We start from the raw sequence: 24,538 nt of genomic DNA, 5'->3' as shown, positions 1-24,538 counted from the left end.
CCTATCCCTGCGGCAATTCGTCTGGAGGGGTTTTCTACATGATCGGCAGCAATTCTGTGCGCACGCCTATTCGTCTCGGTTTGGGTCTGAGTGTCAGCGTCCTTGCGCTTGGCGCCAGCAGCGCACTAGCACAACAGGCGCCGACTCTGACCTGCCCCGACGGCAGCGCCGGACCGGTCTGCATCATCAGCAACAGCGGTTCGACAGGACCGATCACCGGCACATTGGGCACGGCCATCATCGTCAACAATAGCGGCGCGATCTCCGGCGACCCAGCGATCACCGCAGGTCAGGCCGTTGTGCTCGCGGTCAACAATGCGAGCGGCGGGGTCATTGGCGGGGGCACAAACGCGATCATCGCGCCTGCCCGGACGGGCATTCCCTTGCTCAGCTTCAATGTGACCAACGCTGGCACGATCAACGGCGATGTGTCCTATGTTGAGCCCACGCCCTCCGCGCCGCAGAATCCGCTGGCTGGTGCGGTCTATTATTATATTTCCGATGGGGGCACGCTGAACGGCAATCTGCAGCTCGGCACTGGCTTTAGTACCGCCAACTTCATCCAGCGCGGTAGTGATGACGGGGTGACTGGTACCATCGCGGCCGGTGGCGGCATCGACATCTACACCCGAAGCTACAGCCAATCGCAGTCGCTTGAGCTGGGAACACGCGCGCTGCCCGCGACCTTCGAAATCGAAGGGTTCGAGGTGCGAGGCGGTACTACCACGCTGACCCTCTCAGGACAGGGAACGTCGATCAGCCTGATGGGCGATGGCAATGTCGTGAACAACGGCACGATCAACCTGCTCAACACATCTGGCCTCTACCCTCAAGGCGTGACCATCGTTCCCGCTGCGATCGGCTATTATCAGCAGCGCTTCGCGACCTTCCAGCGCTCCAATGTGCAGCCGGGCACTGTTCCACTTTACACGCCGACCTATGGCGATGCACTGACAAGCTTCACCAATGAAGGCACCGTGAATGGCGACATCCGCATCGCCACCGCCAGCTTCGTCAACAATGATGAGATCAATCTGGTCACCAGCGGCATTGGTTCGATCATCACCACTTCGGCAGGGGAGGATTTCCTTTTCCGCAATGCAGGCACGATCGAGACGACGTTCACCGGCTCGCGCTCCTTCACCACGGATATCGAACGGGAATTTGATGACGGCGTAAAAGCCGCGGTTCGCATACGGCAGGCGCTGGAAACCACCAGCGTGGCGGGGGCGACGATCGAGAACAGCGGCACCATAACCGGCGGCCTGGATGCAAATGTTGCAGCGGATGTCTTCTCCTTCACCAACAGCGGCTTGATCGCGGGTATCGATGCCAACGGATATTTTCAGCGCGGCCTGACGCTGAAGGTTGGTGCGTTGGACCTGGTGCTGCCGAATGCCAACGATGAATATAATGCGGACAGCGCGTCCATCATCAACACGGCGGATGGCGAGATCAGGGACGGCTTCTACGCTGCTGTCGCCTCTCAGAACCTCAATTTCGAGAACCACGGCACAATAGCAGCCTCCGCGCGAGAAGGCGGTCAGGCACTGCTCATCCGCACCGGTCTGTTGCAGGATGATGGCCCGGGCAACGATGATGTGTTGGATATCCCCGCCCAGAACTTTGCTTTTGCCAACACCGGGGCAATCGAGGGCGCGGCCGAGATCAACATCGCCAACAGAGTGGCGAGCTTTGACAATAGCGGCACTGTGACTCGTACCGAGCTGGCCATCAATCAGGGCGAACCTCCGCTGTTTGGCGGCATGTCCGCCTTCGACGTGGAATCCGAGACCGATGAAAGCCAGACGATCACGTTCAACAACAGCGGCAGCATCCTTGGTCAGGACAGGGGCGGCTCGGGCCTTGTCCTCGGAGTAGAGGCTGGCGATGACGAAATCCTGGGCGCTCCGGCCGCCAGTGCGACAGTCAACCTCGTCAACGGCGGTACGATCAAGGCAACTGGAGGCGCAACGGTCACACCGGGCCAATTTATCGGCCTGGGACAAAACACGGCCTATGTATCGCAGATCGCAGCTCTGGGCGTGGACGTTGAAAGTAGCGGCGCTGGCACCGTAAACATCGAGAATCTGGAAGGCGGCGTCATCCAGGTCGGCGGTGGGCTGACGGCCGTCGTCGGGGCGCAGGTGCAGGGGCTTCCCCAACCCTTCTGGGTCTACAGCCCGATCGCTAATACCGAGGGCAGCCATAGCGTGGCCGTGGCTGTCGCAGCCAAGACCATCAACATCGTCAACAGCGGTACCATCCAGGGTGGAGCTGGAACCAACTATTTCCCCAACACGCCCATCATCGACAATGCGATCGGCCAGCCCAATGGCTATCTTGCAGGGGCGATCCACACCAGCGGTGACCAGTTGGATGACGAAAGCGGTTATCTACCTTCTACCGACCATGTCACGAATAGCGCGACCGGCGTCATCATCGGCTCGATCGACCTCAATGCTGGCGATGACCGCATCGACAATGCCGGTCAGATCAGCGGCGACATCTACATGCGTGAGGGCAATGACGCGATCACCAATGCGGGCACCATCACCGGCACGGTCCGTATGGGCGAGGGCAATGACAGCTTCACGCACCTGCTCAGCTCAGCTGTACTGAATGGAACGGTCGACGGCGGCGCTGGAGAGGACATTCTTTCCTTCGATATCACCGGTACGACCTACACCGGATCGATCGATCCGGCACTTCGCCAGCTGTTCGCAAGCTTCGAAGTCGAAAAGATCATTGGCACAGGTAAGGTCGTAGTCCAGCAGACGGTAGAGGTATCCAGCGGCGGTGAACTGAACCTCACGCAAGGGTCCAGCATCGTCGTGGCTCCTGGCGAGACAGCGATCAGCGGTGGCAGCCAAAGCGTCAGCATCTCGAATAGCGGCGAGGTTGTGGGCAATGTGGATCTTGGCGAAGGCAACAATCTTCTGACCAACGCATCCGGCGGCTCGATCACCGGCAACATCATCACCGGCAATGGCGCGAACACGATCAGCAACCAGGGTGGGACGATCAACGGGAATGTCCTGGCTGGAAGCGGCACCGATAGTCTGGTCAATAGCGGCGCCATCTCGGGCGACGTGGATCTGGGTGCGGGCGCTGACATGCTGACAATCGGCACCGGTGGCAGCTTTGGCGGCACGGTTGCCGCAGGCAGCGGCACCGATGTCCTCGCCTTCAACACCGGCAGCACCTATGCGGCCCAGACCACGATCGACGGGTCAGCTTTCACAGGCTTCGAGCAGGTGAATAACACAGCTGGCGTCAACAGCTTCACCGGCGACCTCAATGTCGAGGCGGTAAAAGTGTCTGGAGGCCGGCTTATCGGTCAGGCAGGATCAACCCTCACCGGATCGGTTGATGTCACCAGCGGCGGTACCTTCGGCACCGCAGGCACGGTGAGCGGCGATGTCACGATCGGTACGGGCGGCACCCTGTCGCCGGGCGCGTCCCCCGCTATCATGACGATCAACGGCAATCTGACGATCGCCAACGGCACGACCACGACGTTCGAGTTCGTGCCCGTGGGCGAGAGCGATCAGATCGTCGTCAATGGCGGCTCGGTAACGATCGGCGATAATACGACCGTCAACCTCACCGGTTCGCTGACACCGGGTGCATCGCGTGATCTGATCGTGGTGAACGGCGGCGGCGCGATCACTGGTGACTTCGACATCGTCAATCGGGATCCGGGTATCGTCGGCGTGTTGCGTAACAATGGCGCCACATTGCAGCTGCTTGGAACCTTCGTTGCTCCCACCGGCATTTCGCTCCAGGCCAATGCAGCGATTGATTATGTCAACGACCTGCTGGTCGCCGGAACAGCGAGTACAGCGCTAATCAGTGCGGTTCCGGTACTGCTGAGCGGCGGCACCGCCAATGCGGCGGCGTTCGGGCAGTTGACGCCCGAAGCCTATGCCAGCGCGTCTCAGCTTGGTGTGGAACAAGGGCTGGTCCTCGCCAAGGCTGGTCGTGCCGGCCTTGCCGCAACTACGCGCGACACCACCGGTTTCTTCAGCTTTGCACAGGGGCTCGGCGACTGGCGCACGCTCAAGGGCCGCGGCTCAGCCGGCACATCGTCTGCCAAGAGCCATAGCTATGGCCTCGTCGGCGGGATCGGCTTTGGTAGCGCAAATGCATCAGTTGGCGCCTTCATTGGTCATATCGACAGTCGCCAGACAATCGCGCGCCTGGGCGCCCGGACGAACGCCGATGGCCTCGTTGCCGGTCTCTCGGGCCACTTCCTGAGCGGTGGGTTCGACGGGACGATGACGATCGCCTATGACTGGAGCGAGGCGAACACCCGACGCGCGGTACCCGGCGGCACGGCGCTATCCGGCGACTACCGCCTGCGCAACCTGGTGCTGGACGGCATGGTCGGCTACAGCTTCCCCCTGGGCAGTTGGGCCGTTCGTCCTGAAGCGGGCGTGACCCATATCTCGACCCGCCGTGGATCGGCGGCCGAGACGGGTAGTGCGGCTTTCGCTCTAGCGGTTGACAGCAAGAAAACGAGCGCGACCTTCGTCGATGGTGCCATCAAGCTGAAAGGCGGCCTCGGACAAGGCGCGATGTTCCACCCATGGATCTCGGCGGGGCTGCGTCATCAGCTTGAAGGCGAGCGTTCCGCCGCTACCGCTGGATTTGTTGGCAACGCCGAACGGTTCACCGTCGTTGGAGCGGGACGCAAGGAAACCATGGCAACCATTGGCGCTGGTGCCAGCTACGACCTTGCTGCAGGGCTCAGCCTCTACGGCGCCTATCAGGGCGAGTTTGGTGGCGGTCACAGTCACAACGTGAACGTTGGCGTGCGTTTCGCATTCTGAGCTCGAGAGCTCAAAATATCTGGAGCATGCAAGCGGGCTGCCGATCACACGGTTGGCAGCCCTACAAACTAAGGTTCCAGATGAGAGCCGTTGATGGACAGGGCAGAATAACGTGTGGCGCGCGGTCGCTTCAGCTTTTGGATCCTTGTTGCATATTCAGGAGTAAGTTTATCTCGTCCGGCAGCGGTCAGTTAGCTCTCCATTGGAGCATCCACTAGCGGCCGGCTGTGGGTTCACCGGATTTAGCCGCTGAAATCCACCGGGATCGGTGACGCGTTTTTGCAGCCTTTTATCAATGCATCTGATGGGGCCAGAAGAAAGGGCATCTACGCCACGTTAGTGGCCATGCTTCCGGCCGCCACGTCAATGGCTGAACCAGTGATATGCCGTGCTTCTTCAGACAGGAGGAAGAGGACGCTGTCACTGACGTCTGACGGTTCCACCCAAGGCACACCTTGGGGGCGAATGGATTGAGGCGCATTTTCGCCTCGAATTTTTCCCGGCTGGGCTCCGCGTCGCCAGGCAAGGCCCGCTTCCACGCGGCCGCGTTATTGAGCAGCGGAGTGTTGACGCCGGTCGGACATACGCAATTTACCGTCACATTGCTCTTCGCGACCTCCAATGCGGTGGCCTTGACCATTCCAATGACGCCCCATTTGGATGCGCAATAAGCGCCCGAGTTCATCTGCCCCGTTCGAGCAGCTAGCGATGCGATGGCAACAATGCGCCCATACCGGCGCGCGACCATGCCCGGAAGCACGGCGCGCATGCTGTGAAAGACGCCATAGAGGTTGGTGCGCACGACATCATCGAACAAGCCGTCGCTCATGGAGGCCAAGGGGGCAGTGCCGTACACTCCCGCATTAGCGACCAACAGATCAATTCTGCCGAACATTTCGACGCCTTTTTGCGCGACTTCGGTGACCGCGTCAGGATCGCGTACGTCGGACCTGAGCGCTAGCACGCGCCGCCCCATTGCACGTACCATCTCCGCGGTCTCATCCAGGTCCGCTTGGCTTGCCATGGGGTATTCGATCGTCGGCAGCGAAGTCACGCTATCGGAAATAATGATGTCAGCGCCCTGCGCGGCAAGACGCTGAGCATGACTGCGACCTTGACCACGTGCGCCGCCGGTAATCCAGGCTATTTTACCGGCAAATCGACCAGCGAGCCGCTCTGGTGCCGCTGCTTGGGCCGTGCCGATAGCCGACGATGCAGTTACAGCACCCGCTGAAGCTACAAACTGGCGACGTGAGATAGTTGGGTCGTCTCCAGACATGGCTCAATCCTCTCGAACAGTGGTTTCGGGCCCCTCTTTCAAGAGAGGTTCCACGGTGCAGCGATCTACGTCAATCCTCTGACGAAGACCATTAAGAGCCTAGCTCTTCAAGGACGTTGGCGTCCGCAGACGTGACATTTGCCTGCGAAAAGTGCCGCAGGGCGAGGCGTCCGGTCCCCCAGCAAACTGCATGTCGGCCACAGCTATTGAGCGGTTGATGGAGGCCGTACAGTCGCTGCTATGGAATGCGAGGGTACGCGGTGGAGCGAGGGCCAGCAACGTCCATGCAACCGGCGCGTTAGCGGCTGATGGATCTGCCTTTCACTGCGCCCGAGCCGTATATCCTGATGCTGACAGGCGCGGGGTTCCTGATAGCGCTGGTGGCTTGGCTACCGCTTGCGCTGAAAAAGCTCCCGCTGTCATTGCCCATCGTGTGCATCCTCATAGGCGCTGGCATCTTCTGTTTGCCGGAGGTGAAGTTCCGGCCTTCGCCGATCAACTATCCCGTTATCACCGAACGCTTCAGCGAATTTGTGGTGATTATCGCACTGATGGGCGCAGGGTTGAAGCTTGACCGCCCCTTTCACTGGCGGCGCTGGGGCGTAACCTGGCGTTTGCTTGCGATCACCATGCCGCTCGGCATCGGCATCATCACTCTGATGGGCGGGGCCTTGCTGGGCCTGCCATGGAGCATCGCTCTCCTGCTCGCCGCCAGCCTCGCGCCCACCGATCCCGTTCTTGCCGCCGATGTTCAGGTCGGCCCTCCTAGGAGTGGTGAAGAAGATGAAGTCCGGTTCGGGCTGACCTCGGAAGCAGGGCTCAATGACGGCCTTGCCTTTCCGTTCGTCCATCTCGCCATCGTGCTCGCAGCGAGTGCCGGGGAGCCATGGTTTGGCCGCTGGCTCGGCGTCAATGTAGTGTGGGAGGTCGTTGCAGGCGTGGGCGGCGGCTGGTTGATTGGCAAACTCTTCGGCTGGCTGACTTTCCATATCCCGGCAGAGACGAAGCTCGCGAAGACCGGCGATGGCTTGATCGCCATCGCGGCGACATTCGTCTCCTATGGCGCCACCGAGATCGTTAACTGCTATGGATTCCTGGCGGTTTTCGTCACGGCGCTGACGCTGCGTGCGTCACATCGCGACCATGAGTTCAACGTGCAAATGCACGACCTTACCGAGCAGATCGAACGCCTTGCCATGATGGTTCTCCTGCTCCTGTTCGGCGGAGCTCTCATAACCGGTCTGCTTGCCCCACTCCAGCCAATGGACGCGGCATTTGTGCTGCTGATCCTGCTCGTGGTGCGGCCTGCCACAGGGCTCATCGCGCTAACGGGCTTCAAGGCGAACCGCTTTGAAAAGCTGACGACCGCTTTCTTCGGTATACGCGGCGTCGGCTCCTTCTACTATCTTGCTTATGGGCTTAATCACATGGATGTCGGTGACCCGGACCGCCTCTGGGCCGTCGTGGGTCTGGCGGCTCTGGTCTCAATCCTGCTTCATGGCCTAACGGTGACGCCCGCTATGCGGTGGTTGGATCGCCGCCAGGGGCGTGACCCGGACAAAGGCGAGACTACGGGTGAGGCTCATGATCGGGGCAAAGCCTGATCCAGCGCTCGCCCATGCCAGCGAGAGCGACCCAAGGCGGCCCTCCGCGAGCAGAAATGAAGCTCCCGAAAGCTGCCGCTAATGCCGGTACTCGCCGCGCCCAACGTCGCGAAAGTATCAGTGATCGCTCGCGGAAAAAGCTCCTATGCCAGTCTCCGCCCGCACCCGTTGCGCAGGATAGCCCGCCTTGTCGATCGCAGCGCGCCGGGAACGATCGAATAGCGAGATCAGCCAAATTGCGATGAAGCCCGCAGGCACTGAAAAGATCGCTGCTGAACTATAGGGGAATGGCGCAGTTCCGAGATCGAAGGTGTTGGTCCACACTGCTGGTGAGAGCAAAGTGAGCACAAAAGCAGTGAGCAGCCCGATTGTGCCGCCACATGCAGCGCCGCGTGTAGTGCATCCGCTCCAAAGCAGTGAGAGAATAAGCACCGGAAAATTTCCTGAAGCTGCCAACGCGAAGGCCAGGCTGACCATGAAAGCGACATTTTGCTTTTCGAACACCAGGCCCAACAGCACCGCCATTGCGCCAAGCGCCAGGGTGGTCAGACGTGACATGCGGAGTTCGTCTGCGGACGTAGCGTTGCCGTGTCTAAATACGGTGGCATAAAGATCATGGCTCACTGCCGAGGCTCCGGACAGCGTCAACCCGGCCACGACAGCTAGGATAGTTGCAAAGGCGACGGCTGAAATGAAGCCAAGAAAGGCGTTGCCGCCGATTGCGTGCGCGAGATGGATGGCGGCCATATTGCCGCCGCCCCGCAGCGCTCCTTCTGCGTCTAGATAACTGGGCTCAGTCCCTACGAGCACGATCGCGCCGAAGCCGATGATAAAGGTGAGGATATAGAAATAGCCTATCCAGCCCGTAGCCCAGAGCACGGATTTGCGCGCTTCCTTGGCGTCAGGAACGGTGAAGAAGCGCATGAGAATGTGAGGCAGTCCCGCAGTACCCAGCATCAGCGCCAGGCCAAATGAAATGGCAGAAACGGGATCCTTGATGAAGTTGCCCGGTGCCATGATCGAGCGGCCCTGCGCCGCAGCTTCAGCTCCGTCCACCCCCTTTGCTAGCGCGGCGCCTGCTTTCACCTCTACAGCGCGAGCAAAGAGGGCCTCAAATGAAAAGCCCATATGCGCCATGACCATGAACGCCATGAAGCTCGCCCCGCCGAGCAGCAGCACCGCCTTTATGATCTGGACCCACGTCGTGGCGCGCATACCCCCGAACAGCACGTAGAGCATCATGAGGGTTCCCACGATCAGCACAGCAACGGTATAGGGGAGACCGAACAGGAGCTTGATGAGTTGTCCGGCTCCGACCATCTGCGCAATCAGGTAGAAGCTGACAACCAGCAACGTGCTGATCGCGGCGAAACTGCGAACCGGCGCTTGGGCGAACCGATAGGACGCCACATCAGCAAAGGTATATCGCCCCAGGTTCCGCAGCCGTTCCGCCATCAGGAAGAGCAGGATCGGCCAACCGACTAGGAAGCCTGTCGAGTAGATGAGGCCGTCATAGCCATCATTGAAAATCTGAGCCGAAATACCAAGGAAAGAGGCCGCCGACATGTAGTCGCCAGCCATGGCCAAGCCGTTTTGAAAGCCCGTGATGCCACCGCCAGCCGTATAGAAATCCGACGCGGTGCGGGTCCGCGCGGCGGCGGCTTTGGTAATCCAAAGTGTCAGCCCGACGAAGGCCACGAACATGGCAATCGCCACCCAGTTGATCGGCTGACGCTGAGCTTCCCCCTCGAGCGCCGCAGCAAAACCTGGTGCCGACAGAAAGATCAATGAAAACGTGAGGGCAACCAACGCAGCCTTCATGCACCATGATCCTTCAGAATTTTCGCCATAGCTGCGTCAAAATGGCGATTGGCGTAGACGACGTAGGTGGCAGTCAGAGCTACGGCGAGCAGGATAACGCCAAGGCCGACCGGAATACCAAGAGACGTAACGCCTCCCGCAATGGGCGTTCCCAGCAGCGCCTTGTCGAACGCGATCAGCATCAAATATCCCAGGAAGGTAAGGAAGATTATTGCCGACAACCACCAGCTGAGCCGCGAGCGACGTCTTACCAACATCACATAGCGCGTGTCGGCTGTTATAGCCGAAATCAGCGCCGCTTCCTCTCCATCGGTCATTCCCGCATCCCCATTTTGTTGCGTGACGATAGGGTTGAAGCACGGGATTGCAAGCCCGACCCCGTCAAGCCGCTAAGATGACAATTTGCGCCCGCGAGCTGCGGACCGTCCGCTCTAGCCTTCACCGGACAAAGCGCGTCCGAAAGTATAACCGCATCAAACCACAGAGGCGTATCTACAGTTTTCCTATTCCACATGCCGGAGAAGTCCAGCTATCTCGCATAATCAATGATCGATGGCGGAAAAACGCATCAACCAAGATCATTGATCTATTTTAGTGAATGGGTGATGTTTCATCGACGATGAGCTCGATCTCGAGAATTTTAGGAGAATGACATCCATGTGGGATCATGCTGTGCTTTTTACTTTCCCTTGACGCTTCACTTAGTTAAATCAGCCTTTTAGCAGCCTCGGCTGTTTGGGAGACTATTGGGGGATCTATGCGTTCACATGTTCGGGCCGTGGCCGTTGCTGCGGGTCTAGTCACGGTCGGGATGACCGCCGTGCCGGCTGAAGCTGGCACCGGATGCAATGGGGTGGTCAACATCTTCGTTTGGGGCTGCGCTCCGTGGGACAATAATAACGGTCCGCAATTCCCCTACCACCGTAAGAAGCAGATCGATCTGCGCGTGCCTGCAGGAGCCAAGGTTCACGTCAAAGACGGTTCGGCGGTTGTGGAATTTAACGGCCAAAAATACCCTGTTGTGGGTGGCGCAGGAGTCGTTTCCGCAGGCGGCGCCAATGTTGTCTCAGCAGGAGGAGCGAACGTCGTCTCCGCTGGCGGTGCGAACATGAAGGTCTGGGTGCAAAACTGAAGTTGCAGATCAGTTGGGCGGCGAAAATTTCCGCCGCCTTGGCTTTCGCCGGTGCCATCGCCTTATTAGCACCCATCGCCTATGGAGTTGTGAGCATACGCTGCTGCGGGATCGACGGGGGAACCGAGATCGCCGGATGGGTGCTGATCGGTCTTCTCGTCCTCTTGGCAGCGACCGTTCTAGCGCTCTTGGTTGCAGCACTGAGCGAGTTCTGCGCCCGCGCCGTGCGACGGCGGCGCAGGAAATAGTCATGAGCGTGCGCACCCATAAGCTGCACCTCGGCGGTGGAGGCAATATAAAGGCAGTACATGCCACTTCTGGGGGAGTAGATAACTTTGTTCCGTAATATGCTGATAGGGTTAACTGCCCTCTTTATGTCTTCTGCCGCCATTGCAGGCGATCCCTTCGATGATGCACGCTATTATCTGAAAGTTAAGCAAAATGCTGAGGCTCTGAGGATTGTGGACAGCGGTCAATTCGATGTGAATATGCAAACTGATGAAGGCTACAGCCTTCTTCACTATGCTGCGGATGCCGGTAACCTCGAAATGGTGAGGGCGCTCCTCGCTCGCGGTGCCGATCCAAGCCTAAAATCACGCTCGGGCAGCACGCCTTATCAGATGGCTATCGGGACCATGGTGCAGGCTGAGATCCGCAAAGCCATGGCTCAAGCATCGACAGTTGGATCAGCTGGCCAGCCGCGTGGCGCTGCCGTCAGTCGCCCGCAGCCAACACCGCCTGCCAGAAACGGTATGTGCGCTATGGTTCGGTCGGAACAGGTGAATGACGGGCGGTCCCCTGCCATGCGCCCATTTCTGAAGGCCAAGGATGCGATCTGGTACAATCATCCCGACGAGTTAACCGGATTGATCGAAGACTGTGTCGGTGTTGATGATCAGGACCAATATGGCTGGACGCTACTTCATCACGCCGCAGATCGGGATCGGGTTGCTTTGGCCAAGATCCTACTAGATCACGGGGCCAAACGAACTATCCGCAACAAGGATGGCCAGACCGCGCCTCAACTCGCCACCTCACCCGAGATGAAGGCGCTGCTGGGAACTGCCACTGCGAAGCCTTCCACATCCAACCCGCCCGCAAGTCGAAAGGTGGAATGTCAGCAGAAATATCAGGCCGACGCGGCTCTCTCCTCCGACACGACAGGGAAGATGCGCGCCGTGCGGCGGTGGCAACAGTGCCTAAACACCGGTCGTTACTGGTGAGAACTCTGTGCGCTGTAGGCGCGAGCTATTGATCGTCTTTAGCTTGCACGCGGTAGGTGACCCGCCTGTTTATTTCCCAGGGAAGGCAGACCCACGGTAGCGCACCTCAACATGATCCTAGCTTCGAGCTGTGCCGCAGCCGACTTGCACGCGCGAGTCGTCGGCGGCCTCAGGCGAAGCGCGTCTTCAGACGAAACCGCAAGGCGTCCAACCTGTCGGCTGCATGCACCTCGATGACATAGAAGGCCAGGTCGGTCGCATAGCGATCGACCAGATCCCAACGATAGGCGTGCAGCTTATGCCCTACTGCGGCCGCTATGCCCGCCGGGCCGACTATGACAATCTCTTTTTCCCGACCGACATGGACACGCAACAGCCGGTCAAAGCCGATGAAGTGGTCCATGTGCATATGTGAGACGAAGACGTGCGTGATCCGAAGCACGTCACGGGTGCTGAGCGGGGTCAGATCACCCAGGTCGAACAGCAGCGCATCAGGACGGTGGAGTGCTTGAATGAACAGGGCGGGTCGCCGAACCGCCCGTTCACCAGCCGCGGGTGCAATGTGGGACGCATGCCGTTCAGAATGGCCGACATTTACAGCCGTTCCGTTGCCGATTTCACGCGTCCGTTCTGGCGAGGGCCGACCCCAACCATACTCCAGAACTATAGCCGGTCCATTCTCAACCAGCTTGACTCACCAGCCCAGACGCGCTTGAAAGCAGCTTGTGCAGCAGCCGCATGCGCCCGCCTTCCAAGCGCCCGTTGGGAAGAGGCTATACCGTAGAGAACCCATCCATTGTTCGGGGAACGCGCAAGCGCTCCGGTGAAGGCGGCGAGGGCTTCCTCGTGGCGCGCCTGGCGGTACAGCACGCCGCCCAGCGACTGTTGGACAGGATAATACCAGTAGGGCGGCTCCATATAGGGGATCTTCTCTTCGATCGCGACAGCCGCTCGATAATGCTTCTCCGCCTCGCGATAGCGACCGCCGGCTTGCTCCCACCGCGCGAGCGCAACTGTCTCGGCAAGTTGCAGCAGATCGCGCGCGGGAACTCCTTGATCGATCATCGGCTGCATAGCTTCGCTGTCGCGCAAAGCGCTCAGCATCGCCAGCTCCTGGTCGAAACCCCTCCGGTTCCTCTGTTGGGCATAGGCTGACGCCCGAGCATAGTGCCGCATGGCAACGGCATAAGGCAGGCGAGCATCAGGCGCCCGCAGGCCGAGAACTTGGTTGGGCGTGGCAAACTGTGCCGCCGCGAAATAGGGCGCTGCATGGATTGCCTGAACCCATGCGATCTTCGCGCTTGTGGCAGCGTCCAGAATCGTTTCAAGCCGCTGCGCTTCGCGCATGGCGGTAGCCATGTCTCCGGCCATCTGCGCCGAGGTGACGATGAAGTGGACATTGTGGGGATAATAGCCGTAGCGAACCAGGCCCCTGTCGCCGCTGGACCTGATCCATTCCTCATCCGCGCGCGCGGCGGCGATGTTGACCCGTAGAGAATCCTGCCATCGGCCCAGGCGATAATAGATATGCGCCGGCATGTGAAGGAGATGCGCCGCCTTCGCCGCCAGCGGTGTTGCCAGTCGATCGGCCGCTGCCTCGGCCCGCTTGGGATCAGGCCCATTCTCCATCAGATGGATATAGAGATGCGGTGCCTGCGGATGGTCTGGGTTGCGCGCAAGCACCGTTTCGACCAGGCGGACGGCCTCGCGCAGTCTGGGCTGCGGCGTCCGCCGGTCGGCAAGCCAATAATCCCATGGCCGCGTGTCCATCGCCGCCTCCACCGCGAGCAGCGCGATGTCATCATGGGCTGGTTGCGCTTCTGCCGCGGCCAGCATGGCGTCGGCATAGGCAGTGTCCAGTTCGGCGCGATCCGCCTTGGGATCGGCCGAATAGCGCTTGATCATGGCAGCCGTCAGCAGCTGCTCTGCCAGACTCCCGTTGCGGGCGAGCCACTGCGCATAGCCCGCAAGGCCGACCGCCCGCGCATTGGTGGCTGGGTTCATCGGCGCGTTGATATTCGGACCATGGGCCAGCGCCTCACCCCAGAAGCACATCGCGCAATTGGGGTCGAGCCGCTGTGCTTCGCGAAAGGAGGCGATCGCTCCCGCATGATTGAAGCCGTAGGCGAGGGCCAATCCTTGGTCGAAGAAACGCTGCGCCAGGGGATGACTGGTCGTGATTGGAAGGTGGACCTTTCCCAGATTGTCATACAGAGGAGCTCGCATGGCGGTTTGACCTTGAACAACGGTTGCTGCCACGGAGAGCATCGCGCGCATCGGCCGGCCGGTGCCCTCCTTGCCACCGCAAAGACTGCGTGCGGTCACGGCGGGATCAAGGCGCGCGAGGAGTTCGGCGGAAAACCTCTCACGCGGGACCGGAGAAACGCTCATCAGCATGATGGCCGCTGTCATGAGGGACAGCGAACCCACGGTCTTTTCCATCGCCATCTCCTGACAATTGAGAGTGGGTCGATGGTCGGCTTCTATATCATAAAGCAGCCGAACCTTCAGGCGATTCTTCGCACAAGCCGCTGAACTTTGCCCCCATTGATCGGAGCCATTTCCCCGCTCAGGCGCGGACGGTCTGCTCGCACCAACTATTCGGCAGCGCCCATCCCGGCTGCAGCCGGGACGGGCTTGACGCTCAACGGGCCGTTGCCGTGGCGAAGCCACGTTGAGCAAGGCTGCGGCGCTCGACCGCGAACGCCACAGCGCGCTCGATCTGCCTTTGCGCCTTCTCCATCGCAGCCCGGCGACAAAGGATTTCTGCGGGGCTGGCCAACACTCCCTGACGCGGCTGCGCACAAAGGGTGCGGGCCGCCCTTTGGGTCCGCGCGTGCAGGCGACGGGAATCTGCAGGTTGCGACAAATCGAGGTCGCCATAGCTCACCGCCATGCTTACGCCATGCTCCGCCGCGGCTGCGACGTTCGGACTTGCAAGCCCCACTGCCAGAGGCAGCGCCATTCTCCATGACCTCATATCGGCCTCCTCTGCTTGGCTTCCCGTTCAGGCTGGAACGTTGCCGGCCAGGGCCTGGACATCGGCGGCGCGCAGCAACTGGCCCCCAATGCCCCAATCACCCTGTTCCACCTCTTTGATGCGGACCCATGTCACCTGGCGCAGGGCCTCGCCCTCCACTTCGATCAGGGCCTCGGTCACATTGGTGATCAGCCGGCGCTTTTCTTCAGGGGTGAAAACGTCCTTGATGACGTCGATCGTGACGAGCGGCATTTTCCTCTCCTTCATGCTATAAGATCAGGCCGCTTCGACCTGATGATGCGACAATAGGCCAGGCACCAAGGCGAAGCTTGAAGGCGGGATGGAGAATTCATGAAGATCGCCGGGATTCTTGCGGCAGACGGGGCATGATTTACCGCTTCGATCCGTTCGAGCTGGACGTCGCAGGTTTCGAACTGCGAAGGGACGGCACGCCAGTCCCGATCGAACCGCAAGTCCTGTCTCTGCTCGCCCTGCTCGTCGCTAATCGTGACCGAATGGTGAGCAAGGACGAGATCATCGAGAAGATCTGGAACAACCGCGCCGTCTCTGATGCCGCGGTAGCCTCCCGCATCAAGTCCGCACGTAAGGCGATCGCCGACGACGGCCAGCAGCAGCGGCTGGTGCGGACTATCCATGGCCGAGGCTTCCGCTTCGTTGGGGAAGTCATTTTCGCCGGCCAGTCCTCCCCATCCGCGCTGTCCTGTGTGCTGAAGGAGGACGCAATGGCGGATCGTCCCTCGATCGCCGTCTTACCTTTTCGTCTGCTGGGCGATGCGGGACCGGCCGCCTTCCTGACCGACGCTCTTGCTGATGAACTAATCGCCGACCTCTCCCATTTGCGCTGGCTGTTCGTGATCGCTCGCGGATCATCCTTCCGCTTTCGGGATAGCGCCCTCGATCATCAGCAGATCGGACATACGCTGGGCGTGCGCTATTGCCTGACCGGCAGTATCGCACTGGCGGGCGAAGGGGTTTTCTGCGCCGTCGAACTGATCGAAGCGGCCAGCGGAGGCGTAATCTGGGCGGAACATTATGAGGACCGGTTGACCAACATCCATGACATGCGCCGAGAGATTGCGGCTAACGTCGTTGCTGCGCTGGAAAACAGCATCTCGCTTTACGAATCCCGGCTCGCACGCGGCCGTGATATCAGCCAGCTCAGTGCTTGGTCCGCCTACCATGCGGGTCTGGACCACATGTTCCGCTTCAATCGCGCCGACAATGAGTTGGCCGCACGCATGTTTGACAGGGCGTTCCAGGTAAATCCCGAGTTCCCCCGCGCCTACGCCGGCAAGTCGTTCACCCATTTTCAGAACGCCTTCCTGGGCTATCAATCCGATCATGGCAGGCAGGTCGATGCCGCCCACGAACTGGCGCAGAGAGCCGTGCAACTCGACCGCCTCGACTCTTTCTGTCATTTCAACATGGGCCGCGCGCTTTGGCTCTCGGGCGATCTGGCCGGCAGCCTGGACTGGCTGGAACAGGCAACGCAGATCAGCCCCAGCTATGCACAGGGCGTCTACAGCAAGGCATGGGCGCGGACGCTCTCAGGCGCGCCAGAGCAGGGGGAAAAGGACGCTCTGCTTGCGCTTCGGCTCAGCCCTCTCGACCCGCTACGCTATGCGATGATCGCCACCTGCGCGCTCAGTCATGTGCTGCGCGGCAATCACGAGGAAGCGGTTGTACTGGCCGAGCGGGCGGTGAGGTCACCCGGCGCGCACAAGCATATTGCCGTCATCGCTGCCATCGCCACCTATCTCGCCGATCGGCGCGATCGATCTCGGCAATGGGTGGCAGCGATCCACCAAAACGAACCGCAGTTCCGCGGGCGCGACTTCCTACGGTCCTTCCCCTTTGCGACCGGTGCCGCGCGCGAGATGATTGAGCGGGCGCTGGTCGGCATCGGGTTGTAACGATACTTCAGCTATCAAGGCGGCTGCATCACCTGCTCGAGCGACCCTTCTTTGCCCTTCAAGGATCGATAGTGGCTTCTTAAGTGCAGAAGGGCAGCTTCCGACTGACGCCGGGACTTGATCTTACAAAGAACCCTCGTTCAGAGCGATGACCCGATGAACTACCCCTCACAGTATTGATCATTTGCCGCCAGGCTCAGCGTGGAAGGTGGCTTTCGCCCATTAGGTGCAAGTCGACTGCGCGAGCGCATTGCCGCCCCTCTCGGATCGCCCAGACTACCAGCGACTGCCCACGGCGCATGTCTCCGCAAGCAAAGACGTCAGGCTCACTAGTCATATAATCCAGCATCGTGGCCTTTACATTGCCGCGTTCGTCCAATTCCACGCGCGATTGTTCGACCATGCCCGCCTTGCGTGGGCCGACGAAACCCATGGCGAGCAGGACGAGGTCGGCCTTCAGCTCAAACTCGCTGCCGGGGATTTCCTGCATCTTGCCATCGACCCATTCGACGCGCACGCACTCAAGCGCCTCGATCTGGCCATTCCGGCCGATTGCGCGCTTGGTGGTGACGGCCCAATCGCGCTCGCACCCTTCCAGATGAGAGGATGACGTGCGCAGCTTTAGCGGCCAATTCGGCCAGCTGAGCGTCTTGTCTTCCTTTTCGGGCGGCTTGGGCATGATTTCCAGCTGGGTCACGGACGCCGCGCCCTGGCGGTTCGACGTGCCAACGCAGTCCGACCCAGTATCGCCGCCGCCGACCACGACGACATGCTTGCCCTTGGCCGACAGGGTGCCGCGAGGAGCGGCGCGCAGTTCATCGTCGCCCGCGTTGCGCTTGTTCTGCTGCGTCAGGAATTCCATCGCGAGGCGCACGCCTGCCAATTCGCTGCCGGGAATATCCAGCGTGCGCGGATGTTCCGCGCCGCCTGCCAGCGCCACCGCATCGTAATTGCTGCGCAGGGCCTCCATCGAGATCGCGACGCCGACTTCGGTCGAGGTTTTGAACTCCACCCCTTCCGCTTCCATCTGCTGGGCGCGGCGATTGATGAGGTGCTTTTCCATCTTGAAGTCGGGAATGCCGTAGCGCAGCAGGCCACCGACGCGGTCATTTTTTTCGAACACCGTGACGGTATGGCCGGCGCGCGCCAGCTGCTGCGCGCAGGCTAGGCCAGCCGGGCCGGAGCCGACGACCGCAACCCGCTTGCCGGTCTTGCGCGCGGGCAGCTGCGGCTCGATCCAGCCTTCGCGCCAACCGCGATCGACGATCTCGCATTCGATCGATTTGATCGTGACAGGCGTGTCGATGATATTCAGCGTGCAGCTCGCCTCGCACGGGGCGGGGCATACGCGGCCGGTGAATTCAGGGAAGTTGTTGGTGCTGTGCAGTGTCTCCAACGCCGTTTTCCAATCATCCTCATAGACCAGATGGTTCCAGTCCGGGATGATGTTGTTCACCGGACAACCATTATGACAAAAGGGGATGCCGCAGGCCATGCAACGCGCGGCCTGGTCGCGGATTTCTTTCTTCGACAGCGGAACGACGAACTCGTTCCAATGCTTCAGACGCTCCTCGGGCGCGGTGTAGCTGCGGTCCTTGCGCTCAACCTCGAGGAAACCGGTGGGCTTGCCCAAACTCTTTCTCCAAACTTCTCTAATCTGTCGCAAATGGGGAAGCGCCGCTTCCCCCGGACGATCACTCGGCGGCTACGGGAGCCACGGCGAGCCGTTCGTCCTCCATATTTTGCAGCGCCTTGCGGTAGTCCTTCGGCATCACCCGCACGAACTTGCCCAACGCGCCCTGCCAATCGGCGAGCAGCTCAGCCGCCCGTTCCGATCCGGTATAGAGCTTGTGCCGTTTTAGCAGGACGCGCAGGCGATCCGCGTCATGGCGGAGCATGTCGCCCATGCCCCAATCATGCACGTCGACGCCGCGCTGCATCGGCCGGCCTAGGCCATCGTCATCGGATGCCGTCGCGGGGACCGGATCGACATCGACCATCGCCGCGTTGACCTTGGACCGGAAGCTGCCATCCGGGTCATAGACATAGGCCACGCCGCCAGACATGCCTGCCGCGAAGTTGCGGCCGGTCTGTCCCAGCACCACGACCACGCCGCCGGTCATATATTCGCAGCCATGGTCGCCCACGCCCTCGACAACCGCAATCGCGCCCGAGTTGCGGACGGCGAAACGCTCGCCGCCAACGCCCCGAAAGAAGGCTTCGCCCGAAATCGCGCCGTACAGCACCGTGTTGCCCACGATGATGTTCTCGGTCGGAACGCGCTTTGCATCCTCCGGCGGGCGAACGATGATGCGGCCGCCCGACAGGCCCTTGCCGACATAGTCATTGGCGTCGCCGGTCAGGTCGAGCGTCACACCATGCGCCAGGAACGCGCCGAAGCTTTGGCCGGCAACGCCCTCGAACTTCACCGAGATGCTGTTGTCGGGCAGCCCGGCATGGCCGTGACGACGCGCCACTTCACCCGACAGCATCGCGCCAACGGTGCGGTTGACGTTGCGGATCGGCCGTTCGATGCGGACGGGGGTGCGGTTATCCAACGCGTCCTTCGCCGCCTTGATCAGGTCCTGGTCGAGAGCGGCGTCGAGGCCGTGGTCTTGGCCCTCGGTGTTGCGCAGCGTCAGGCCCTTGTCAGGCTCGACCTGGTGCAGCAGGCGCGACAGGTCGACGCCCTTCGCCTTCCAGTGGCTGATCGCCTTGCGCATGTCGAGCTTGTCGACACGGCCCACCATTTCGTCGATCGTGCGGAAACCGAGCTGGGCCATGATGCCCCGCAGCTCTTCCGCGACGAAGAAGAAATAGTTGATTACATGCTCGGGCTGGCCGGTGAAGCGCTTGCGCAGCACGGGGTCCTGCGTGGCGACGCCCACCGGGCAGGTGTTGAGATGGCATTTGCGCATCATGATGCACCCAGCCGCGATCAACGGAGCCGTGGCAAAGCCAAACTCGTCCGCGCCGAGCAGTGCGCCGATGGCGACGTCGCGGCCGGTGCGCAGGCCACCGTCGACCTGCACCGCGATGCGGGTGCGCAGGCCATTGAGCAGCAGCGTCTGCTGCGTCTCGGCAAGACCGATTTCCCACGGGCTGCCTGCATGGGTCAGCGAGGTCAGCGGCGATGCGCCGGTGCCGCCTTCATAGCCCGAGATGGTAACATGGTCCGCCCGTGCCTTTGAAACGCCCGCTGCGACTGTACCAACACCAACTTCGGACACCAGCTTGACCGAAATGCGCGCGCCCGGATTCACGTTTTTCAGGTCGTGGATCAGCTGCGCCAGATCCTCGATCGAATAGATGTCATGGTGCGGCGGCGGCGAAATCAAGCCGACGCCAGGGGTCGAATGGCGCGTCTTGCCGATAGTCTTGTCGACCTTGTCGCCCGGCAGCTGACCGCCTTCGCCCGGCTTTGCGCCCTGCGCCATCTTGATCTGCACGTCATCGGCATTGACCAAATATTCGGTCGTGACGCCAAAGCGACCCGACGCCACCTGCTTGATCGCCGAGCGCATGGAATCGCCGTTCGGCAGCGGCTTGAAACGGATCGGATCCTCGCCGCCTTCGCCGGTGTTCGACTTGCCGCCGATCCGGTTCATGGCCATCGCCAGGGTGGTATGCGCCTCCCAGCTGATGGAGCCATAGCTCATCGCGCCGGTGGCGAAGCGCTTTACAATGGCGCTGGCGGGCTCGACTTCCTCAAGCGGGATCGCCTTGTCGGCGTACTTGAAGTCCATCAGGCCGCGAATGGTCAGCAGCCGCTCATTTTGTTCGTTGATGGACGCGGCGAAGGCTTCATATTCCTTCGGATTATTGCCGCGCACCGCATGCTGCAACGACGCCACGCTCTGCGGCGTCCAGGCATGTTCCTCGCCCCGGACGCGATAGGCATAGGCGCCGCCGACATCCAGCATGTTGCGGTAGATCGGATTGTCACCATAGGCTTCGCGATGCCGATTGACTGTTTCCTCGGCGATCTCGGCCAGGCCGATGCCTTCGATCGTGGTCTGGGTGCCGGTGAAATAGCGCTCCAGGAAAGCGGAGTTCAAGCCAACCGCGTCGAAGATCTGCGCGCCGCAGTAGCTTTGGTAGGTCGAAATGCCCATCTTGGACATGACCTTCAATATGCCCTTGCCGATCGCCTTAATGTAGTTCTTCTGAACTTCATAAGCCGACAGCGGCAGATCCTGCTTCTGACGGATCTGCTCCAGCGTCTCAAACGCAACATAGGGGTTCACCGCTTCCGCGCCATAGCCTGCCAGCACGCAGAAATGATGCACTTCGCGCGCTTCGCCCGTCTCGACCACAAGGCCAGTCTGCATGCGCAGGCCCTGACGGATCAGGTGGTGGTGAACGGCGGCGGTGGCCAATGCGGCGGGGATGCCGATACGCTCCGCCGATACATTGCGGTCGGACAGGATCAGGATGTTCTGGTCGGCCAGCACAGCCTCGGTCGCCTGCCCGCAGATGCGCTCAATCGCGCGCTCCAGCCCGGCCACGCCCTCGGCCGCGGGCCAGCTGATGTCGATCGTCCGGGTGCGGAACGCCCCGTCCATCGCGTCGTGAATACCGCGGATCTTGGCGAGATCTGCGTCAGTCAGCACCGGCTGTGAGGCTTCCAGCCGCTTGTGCGTGCCGGCGTGATGGCCAAGCAGGTTTGGGCGCGGGCCGATCATCGACACTAGGCTCATTACCAATTCCTCGCGGATAGGGTCGATCGGCGGGTTGGTGACCTGGGCGAAATTCTGCTTGAAATAATCGTAGAGTAGCCGCGACTTCTGGCTCAGCACCGCGATGGGCGTGTCGACGCCCATCGACCCGATCGGGTCTTCGGCATTGCGGGCCATCGGCTCCAGGAACTTCAGCACGTCTTCCTGGGTATAGCCGAACGCCTGCTGGCGATCGAGGAAGGCGGCGGCGTCATCGCCCCGCGCGGGGAGCAGGTCTTCACCCAGCGAAGCCGGCAGCTCCTCCAGCTTATATTGGGTTTCCTTCAGCCATTCCTCATAAGGATGAGCCTGCGCGAGCTGCGCCTTGATTTCCTCATCCTCGATGATGCGGCCCTGTTCCAGGTCGATGAGCAGCATCTTGCCCGGCTGCAACCGCCACTTCCGAACGATGTTCTCGTCCTTGAACGGCAGCACGCCGCTTTCCGACGCCAGCACGATATGATCGTCGTCGGTCACGATGAAGCGCGCTGGGCGCAGACCGTTTCGGTCCAGCGTCGCGCCGATCTGACGGCCGTCGGTGAAGGCGATAGCGGCGGGGCCATCCCACGGCTCCATCAGCGCGGCATAATATTCGTAGAAGGCCTTGCGCTGCGGATCCATCAGCGGATTGCCCGCCCAGGCTTCCGGGATCAGCATCATGACCGCCTGCGCCAGCGAATATCCGCCCGCGACCAGCAGTTCGAGCGCATTGTCGAGGCAGGCCGTATCCGACTGGCCGTGCGGGATCAGCGGCCACATCTTGTCGAGGTCGGCGCCCAGCAACGGCGATTCCAGCGTGCGGCGGCGCGCGTTCATCCAGTTCACATTGCCGCGAACCGTGTTGATCTCGCCATTATGCGCGATGAAGCGATAAGGGTGCGCCAGCTTCCACGACGGGAAGGTGTTGGTCGAGAAGCGCTGGTGGACCAGCGCCAGCGCCGACTGGGTCAGCGGATTGCGCAGGTCGTCATAGAAGCTGCCGACCTGGTCGCACAGCAGCAATCCCTTGTAGACGATGGTGCGGGTGGAGAAAGACGGCACGTAGAAGTCGGCCAGGCTCTTCAGCCCCTGCTTTTCCGCGATTTCCTTCAGCGGGTTCTGCGTCTGCTTGCGGATCGCGAGCAGCTTGCGCTCGAATGCTTCCTGGTCCTTGACGTTTGCGCCGCGGCCCACGAAGCACTGCCGAATAGTCGGCATCTCGTCGAGGACGGTCTGCCCCAGCCCGTCCAATGTCACGGGAACGTCACGCCAGCCAAGCAGGATCTGGCCTTCCTTGGCGATGAAGCGCTCAAGCTGATGCACGGCCGCCGCTTGGGCTTCCGCATCGCGCGGAAGGAAGCACATGGCGACGCCATAATCGCCCATCTGCGGCAGATGGACACCCGCACCGGACGCCCAGTTGCGAAACAGCGAATCGGGAATCTGGATCAGGATGCCCGCCCCGTCGCCCACCAACGGGTCCGCGCCTACCGCGCCGCGATGATCGATATTGTGCAGGATCTCCAGGCCACGACGAACAATATCGTTGGTTTTTAATCCTTTGATGTTCGCAATAAAGCCCACGCCGCATGCGTCATGCTCATTGCCAGGATCATATAAACCTTGTTTGCCCGGGTATGCCATTCAAGTTCCGTTCTGTGCCGACGTTTCCGGGAGCCATACTTCCGCGGCGGACAATTGAATACCCACCGCTCGAGGCTGCGGAAAAAAAGGTTAGGTGGCGATCGCCGCGTGCTCGGAAACAGAGTAGGATCATTCCGATGGAGTACGGCAATGACTGCCGTAAGGCAGTGTGAATAGCGGCCAACAGCTGCGGGCGACCCCATTGGCACCGATCGTCGTTATTCGTAAGCGAAATTATTTGTCTAGTGCGTACCGGCCGCGCCGACTTATTGTACCTTATTCGAACGCCCACGTCATAAGCGACCAATAGTGATGATGTGCCATGCGAACTGGCAATCTGCATCATCTCGGTCAAGATCGCCCAGACCGCTGCCTTAGCTAGGCTTCACGCGGGCTTGTCGAGCGATAGCATTTAGCTCAACGACCTTTCTTTTCAGTACAAGGGACGATCTTCGATCTCCAAGTGCGGAAGGGCAGCTATCCAATTTACGCACCCAAACCTGGCCGGAACTGACATTGCAGCCTGCAGGTGATTGAAGCGCAGAAAACGGCTAGCATTGCGACCGCGCGTGGAGAATCAAGCCGCCAACAGCGGCTTAATTTCTTCGATATCGGCGGCCTGATCCACCAGCAAATCATAATGTGTCTGGAGGTTGAGCCAAAACTCCGGCGTCGTACCCAGTGCCTTGGACAAACGCTTGGCCGTGTCCGGCGTGACCGAAGTCCTCTCATCGCACAGCCGCTCGATGCGGGTGCGGGGGACATGGATATGCTTCGCCAGCTTGCCAGCGGAAATGCCCATCTCCTCAAGGAACTCATGCTTGAGGATTTCGCCGGGATGGACCGGGGTTTTCAACATGGTCATGGCGACTCCTTTCAATGATAATCCACGATCTCTACGTCTTCCGGGCCTTTGTCGGTCCAGACGAAACAGATACGCCATTGGTCGTTAATCCGGATCGAATACTGGCCCGCACGGTCATCGGACAGCGCTTCCAGCCTGTTCCCCGGAGGCGACCGCAAGTCGTCCAGATTCACCGCCGCCTCAAGCATAGCCAGCTTCCGCACAGCAGCGCGGAAGATGTCGTTCGGGAAGCCTTTGCCCGGCTTGCCCACCGACACCTGTTCAACCAACTTCCCTTTGACGCTCTGTATCATCAACTGATACGTATCACTTCATGATACACAGCGCAAGGGGTTTACCGGCCCCTTCTGTTGCACGCCCCCCTCATTGTGATCATCTTCACATCCTTACGGCCGAACTGGATCGTCAGGCCTGCACCGTGGCAGCTGGATAAGCCCGTTGCCAACATGGGCAGGCAGATCTTTACCCTTCTCGCCGCGGATCGGAAGAGGACTTGACGGTGAATCCATGCCGTAAAAAGGTGC

The 24,538-nt window shown here is 60.7% G+C and carries 16 protein-coding genes; 5 read left to right on the top strand and 11 right to left on the bottom strand.

Features of this window, described 5'->3' with window-relative positions:
• Positions 1 to 38: 38 nt before the first annotated feature.
• Complete coding sequence (locus tag B6S01_RS19320) at positions 39 to 4,835, top strand: autotransporter domain-containing protein (protein ID WP_157704843.1); 4,797 nt, start codon at positions 39 to 41, stop codon at positions 4,833 to 4,835.
• A gap of 292 nt (positions 4,836 to 5,127) precedes the next feature.
• Here B6S01_RS19320 and B6S01_RS19315 read toward each other — a convergent pair whose 3' ends face one another.
• A complete protein-coding gene (locus B6S01_RS19315) occupies positions 5,128 to 6,114 on the bottom strand; it encodes an SDR family NAD(P)-dependent oxidoreductase (RefSeq protein ID WP_234810828.1) in 987 nt (328 codons plus the stop codon).
• A gap of 308 nt (positions 6,115 to 6,422) precedes the next feature.
• Here B6S01_RS19315 and B6S01_RS19310 point away from each other — a divergent pair, with 308 nt between their 5' ends.
• The gene (locus B6S01_RS19310) at positions 6,423 to 7,718 is read left to right on the top strand and encodes a cation:proton antiporter (RefSeq protein ID WP_037463924.1); all 1,296 of its coding nucleotides are present in this window, start codon (positions 6,423 to 6,425) and stop codon (positions 7,716 to 7,718) included.
• Positions 7,719 to 7,835: 117 nt separating this feature from the next.
• Here B6S01_RS19310 and B6S01_RS19305 read toward each other — a convergent pair whose 3' ends face one another.
• Entirely contained in the window at positions 7,836 to 9,539 is a 1,704-nt protein-coding gene (locus B6S01_RS19305; protein ID WP_037463926.1) for a cation acetate symporter, read from the bottom strand.
• Positions 9,536 to 9,856 carry a DUF485 domain-containing protein gene (locus tag B6S01_RS19300; protein ID WP_037463928.1) on the bottom strand — a complete coding sequence of 107 codons (321 nt, stop codon included), beginning with the start codon at positions 9,854 to 9,856 and terminating at the stop codon, positions 9,536 to 9,538. Before B6S01_RS19300 ends, B6S01_RS19305 begins: the two co-directional genes overlap by 4 nt.
• A 440-nt stretch (positions 9,857 to 10,296) precedes the next feature.
• On the opposite strand from B6S01_RS19300, the gene B6S01_RS19295 reads away from it, so the two are divergent.
• Positions 10,297 to 10,671, top strand: coding sequence for a hypothetical protein (locus B6S01_RS19295; protein WP_156479368.1), 375 nt, complete (start codon positions 10,297 to 10,299; stop codon positions 10,669 to 10,671).
• A gap of 374 nt (positions 10,672 to 11,045) precedes the next feature.
• On the top strand, positions 11,046 to 11,894 hold the full coding sequence (locus B6S01_RS19285) for an ankyrin repeat domain-containing protein (RefSeq protein WP_169802880.1): 849 nt from the start codon (positions 11,046 to 11,048) through the stop codon (positions 11,892 to 11,894).
• A gap of 169 nt (positions 11,895 to 12,063) precedes the next feature.
• Here B6S01_RS19285 and B6S01_RS19280 read toward each other — a convergent pair whose 3' ends face one another.
• From B6S01_RS19280 to B6S01_RS19265, 4 genes are all read right to left on the bottom strand, one after another.
• Positions 12,064 to 12,297 (bottom strand): MBL fold metallo-hydrolase, encoded by a 234-nt coding sequence (locus B6S01_RS19280; RefSeq protein ID WP_051908151.1) that lies wholly within the window; start codon positions 12,295 to 12,297, stop codon positions 12,064 to 12,066.
• A 260-nt stretch (positions 12,298 to 12,557) separates the two neighbouring features.
• Positions 12,558 to 14,336 (bottom strand): tetratricopeptide repeat protein, encoded by a 1,779-nt coding sequence (locus B6S01_RS19275; RefSeq protein WP_037464016.1) that lies wholly within the window; start codon positions 14,334 to 14,336, stop codon positions 12,558 to 12,560.
• Positions 14,337 to 14,538: 202 nt separating this feature from the next.
• Positions 14,539 to 14,874: a UrcA family protein gene (locus B6S01_RS19270; RefSeq protein WP_081570585.1), complete on the bottom strand. Its 336-nt coding sequence runs from the start codon at positions 14,872 to 14,874 to the stop codon at positions 14,539 to 14,541.
• 27 nt (positions 14,875 to 14,901) lie between these two features.
• Positions 14,902 to 15,126 carry a tautomerase family protein gene (locus B6S01_RS19265; protein ID WP_037463936.1) on the bottom strand — a complete coding sequence of 75 codons (225 nt, stop codon included), beginning with the start codon at positions 15,124 to 15,126 and terminating at the stop codon, positions 14,902 to 14,904.
• A gap of 134 nt (positions 15,127 to 15,260) precedes the next feature.
• Here B6S01_RS19265 and B6S01_RS19260 point away from each other — a divergent pair, with 134 nt between their 5' ends.
• Positions 15,261 to 16,808 (top strand): winged helix-turn-helix domain-containing tetratricopeptide repeat protein, encoded by a 1,548-nt coding sequence (locus B6S01_RS19260; RefSeq protein WP_051908152.1) that lies wholly within the window; start codon positions 15,261 to 15,263, stop codon positions 16,806 to 16,808.
• Between the two features lie 196 nt (positions 16,809 to 17,004).
• On the opposite strand, the gene B6S01_RS19255 is transcribed toward B6S01_RS19260, so the two are convergent.
• The 4 genes from B6S01_RS19255 to B6S01_RS19240 form a co-directional block, all read right to left on the bottom strand.
• Positions 17,005 to 18,441, bottom strand: coding sequence for a glutamate synthase subunit beta (locus tag B6S01_RS19255; protein ID WP_037463938.1), 1,437 nt, complete (start codon positions 18,439 to 18,441; stop codon positions 17,005 to 17,007).
• A 61-nt stretch (positions 18,442 to 18,502) separates the two neighbouring features.
• On the bottom strand, positions 18,503 to 23,149 hold the full coding sequence (gene gltB, locus B6S01_RS19250; protein WP_037463941.1) for a glutamate synthase large subunit: 4,647 nt from the start codon (positions 23,147 to 23,149) through the stop codon (positions 18,503 to 18,505).
• A 577-nt stretch (positions 23,150 to 23,726) separates the two neighbouring features.
• The gene (locus tag B6S01_RS19245) at positions 23,727 to 24,014 is read right to left on the bottom strand and encodes a HigA family addiction module antitoxin (RefSeq protein WP_037463943.1); all 288 of its coding nucleotides are present in this window, start codon (positions 24,012 to 24,014) and stop codon (positions 23,727 to 23,729) included.
• An 11-nt stretch (positions 24,015 to 24,025) separates the two neighbouring features.
• A complete protein-coding gene (locus B6S01_RS19240; RefSeq protein WP_037463947.1) occupies positions 24,026 to 24,307 on the bottom strand; it encodes a type II toxin-antitoxin system RelE/ParE family toxin in 282 nt (93 codons plus the stop codon).
• Positions 24,308 to 24,538 lie beyond the last annotated feature (231 nt).

This window comes from Sphingobium herbicidovorans, from assembly GCF_002080435.1.
Taxonomy (GTDB): Bacteria; Pseudomonadota; Alphaproteobacteria; order Sphingomonadales; family Sphingomonadaceae; genus Sphingobium; species Sphingobium herbicidovorans.
This window is presented reverse-complemented; position numbering and strand designations above follow the sequence as displayed.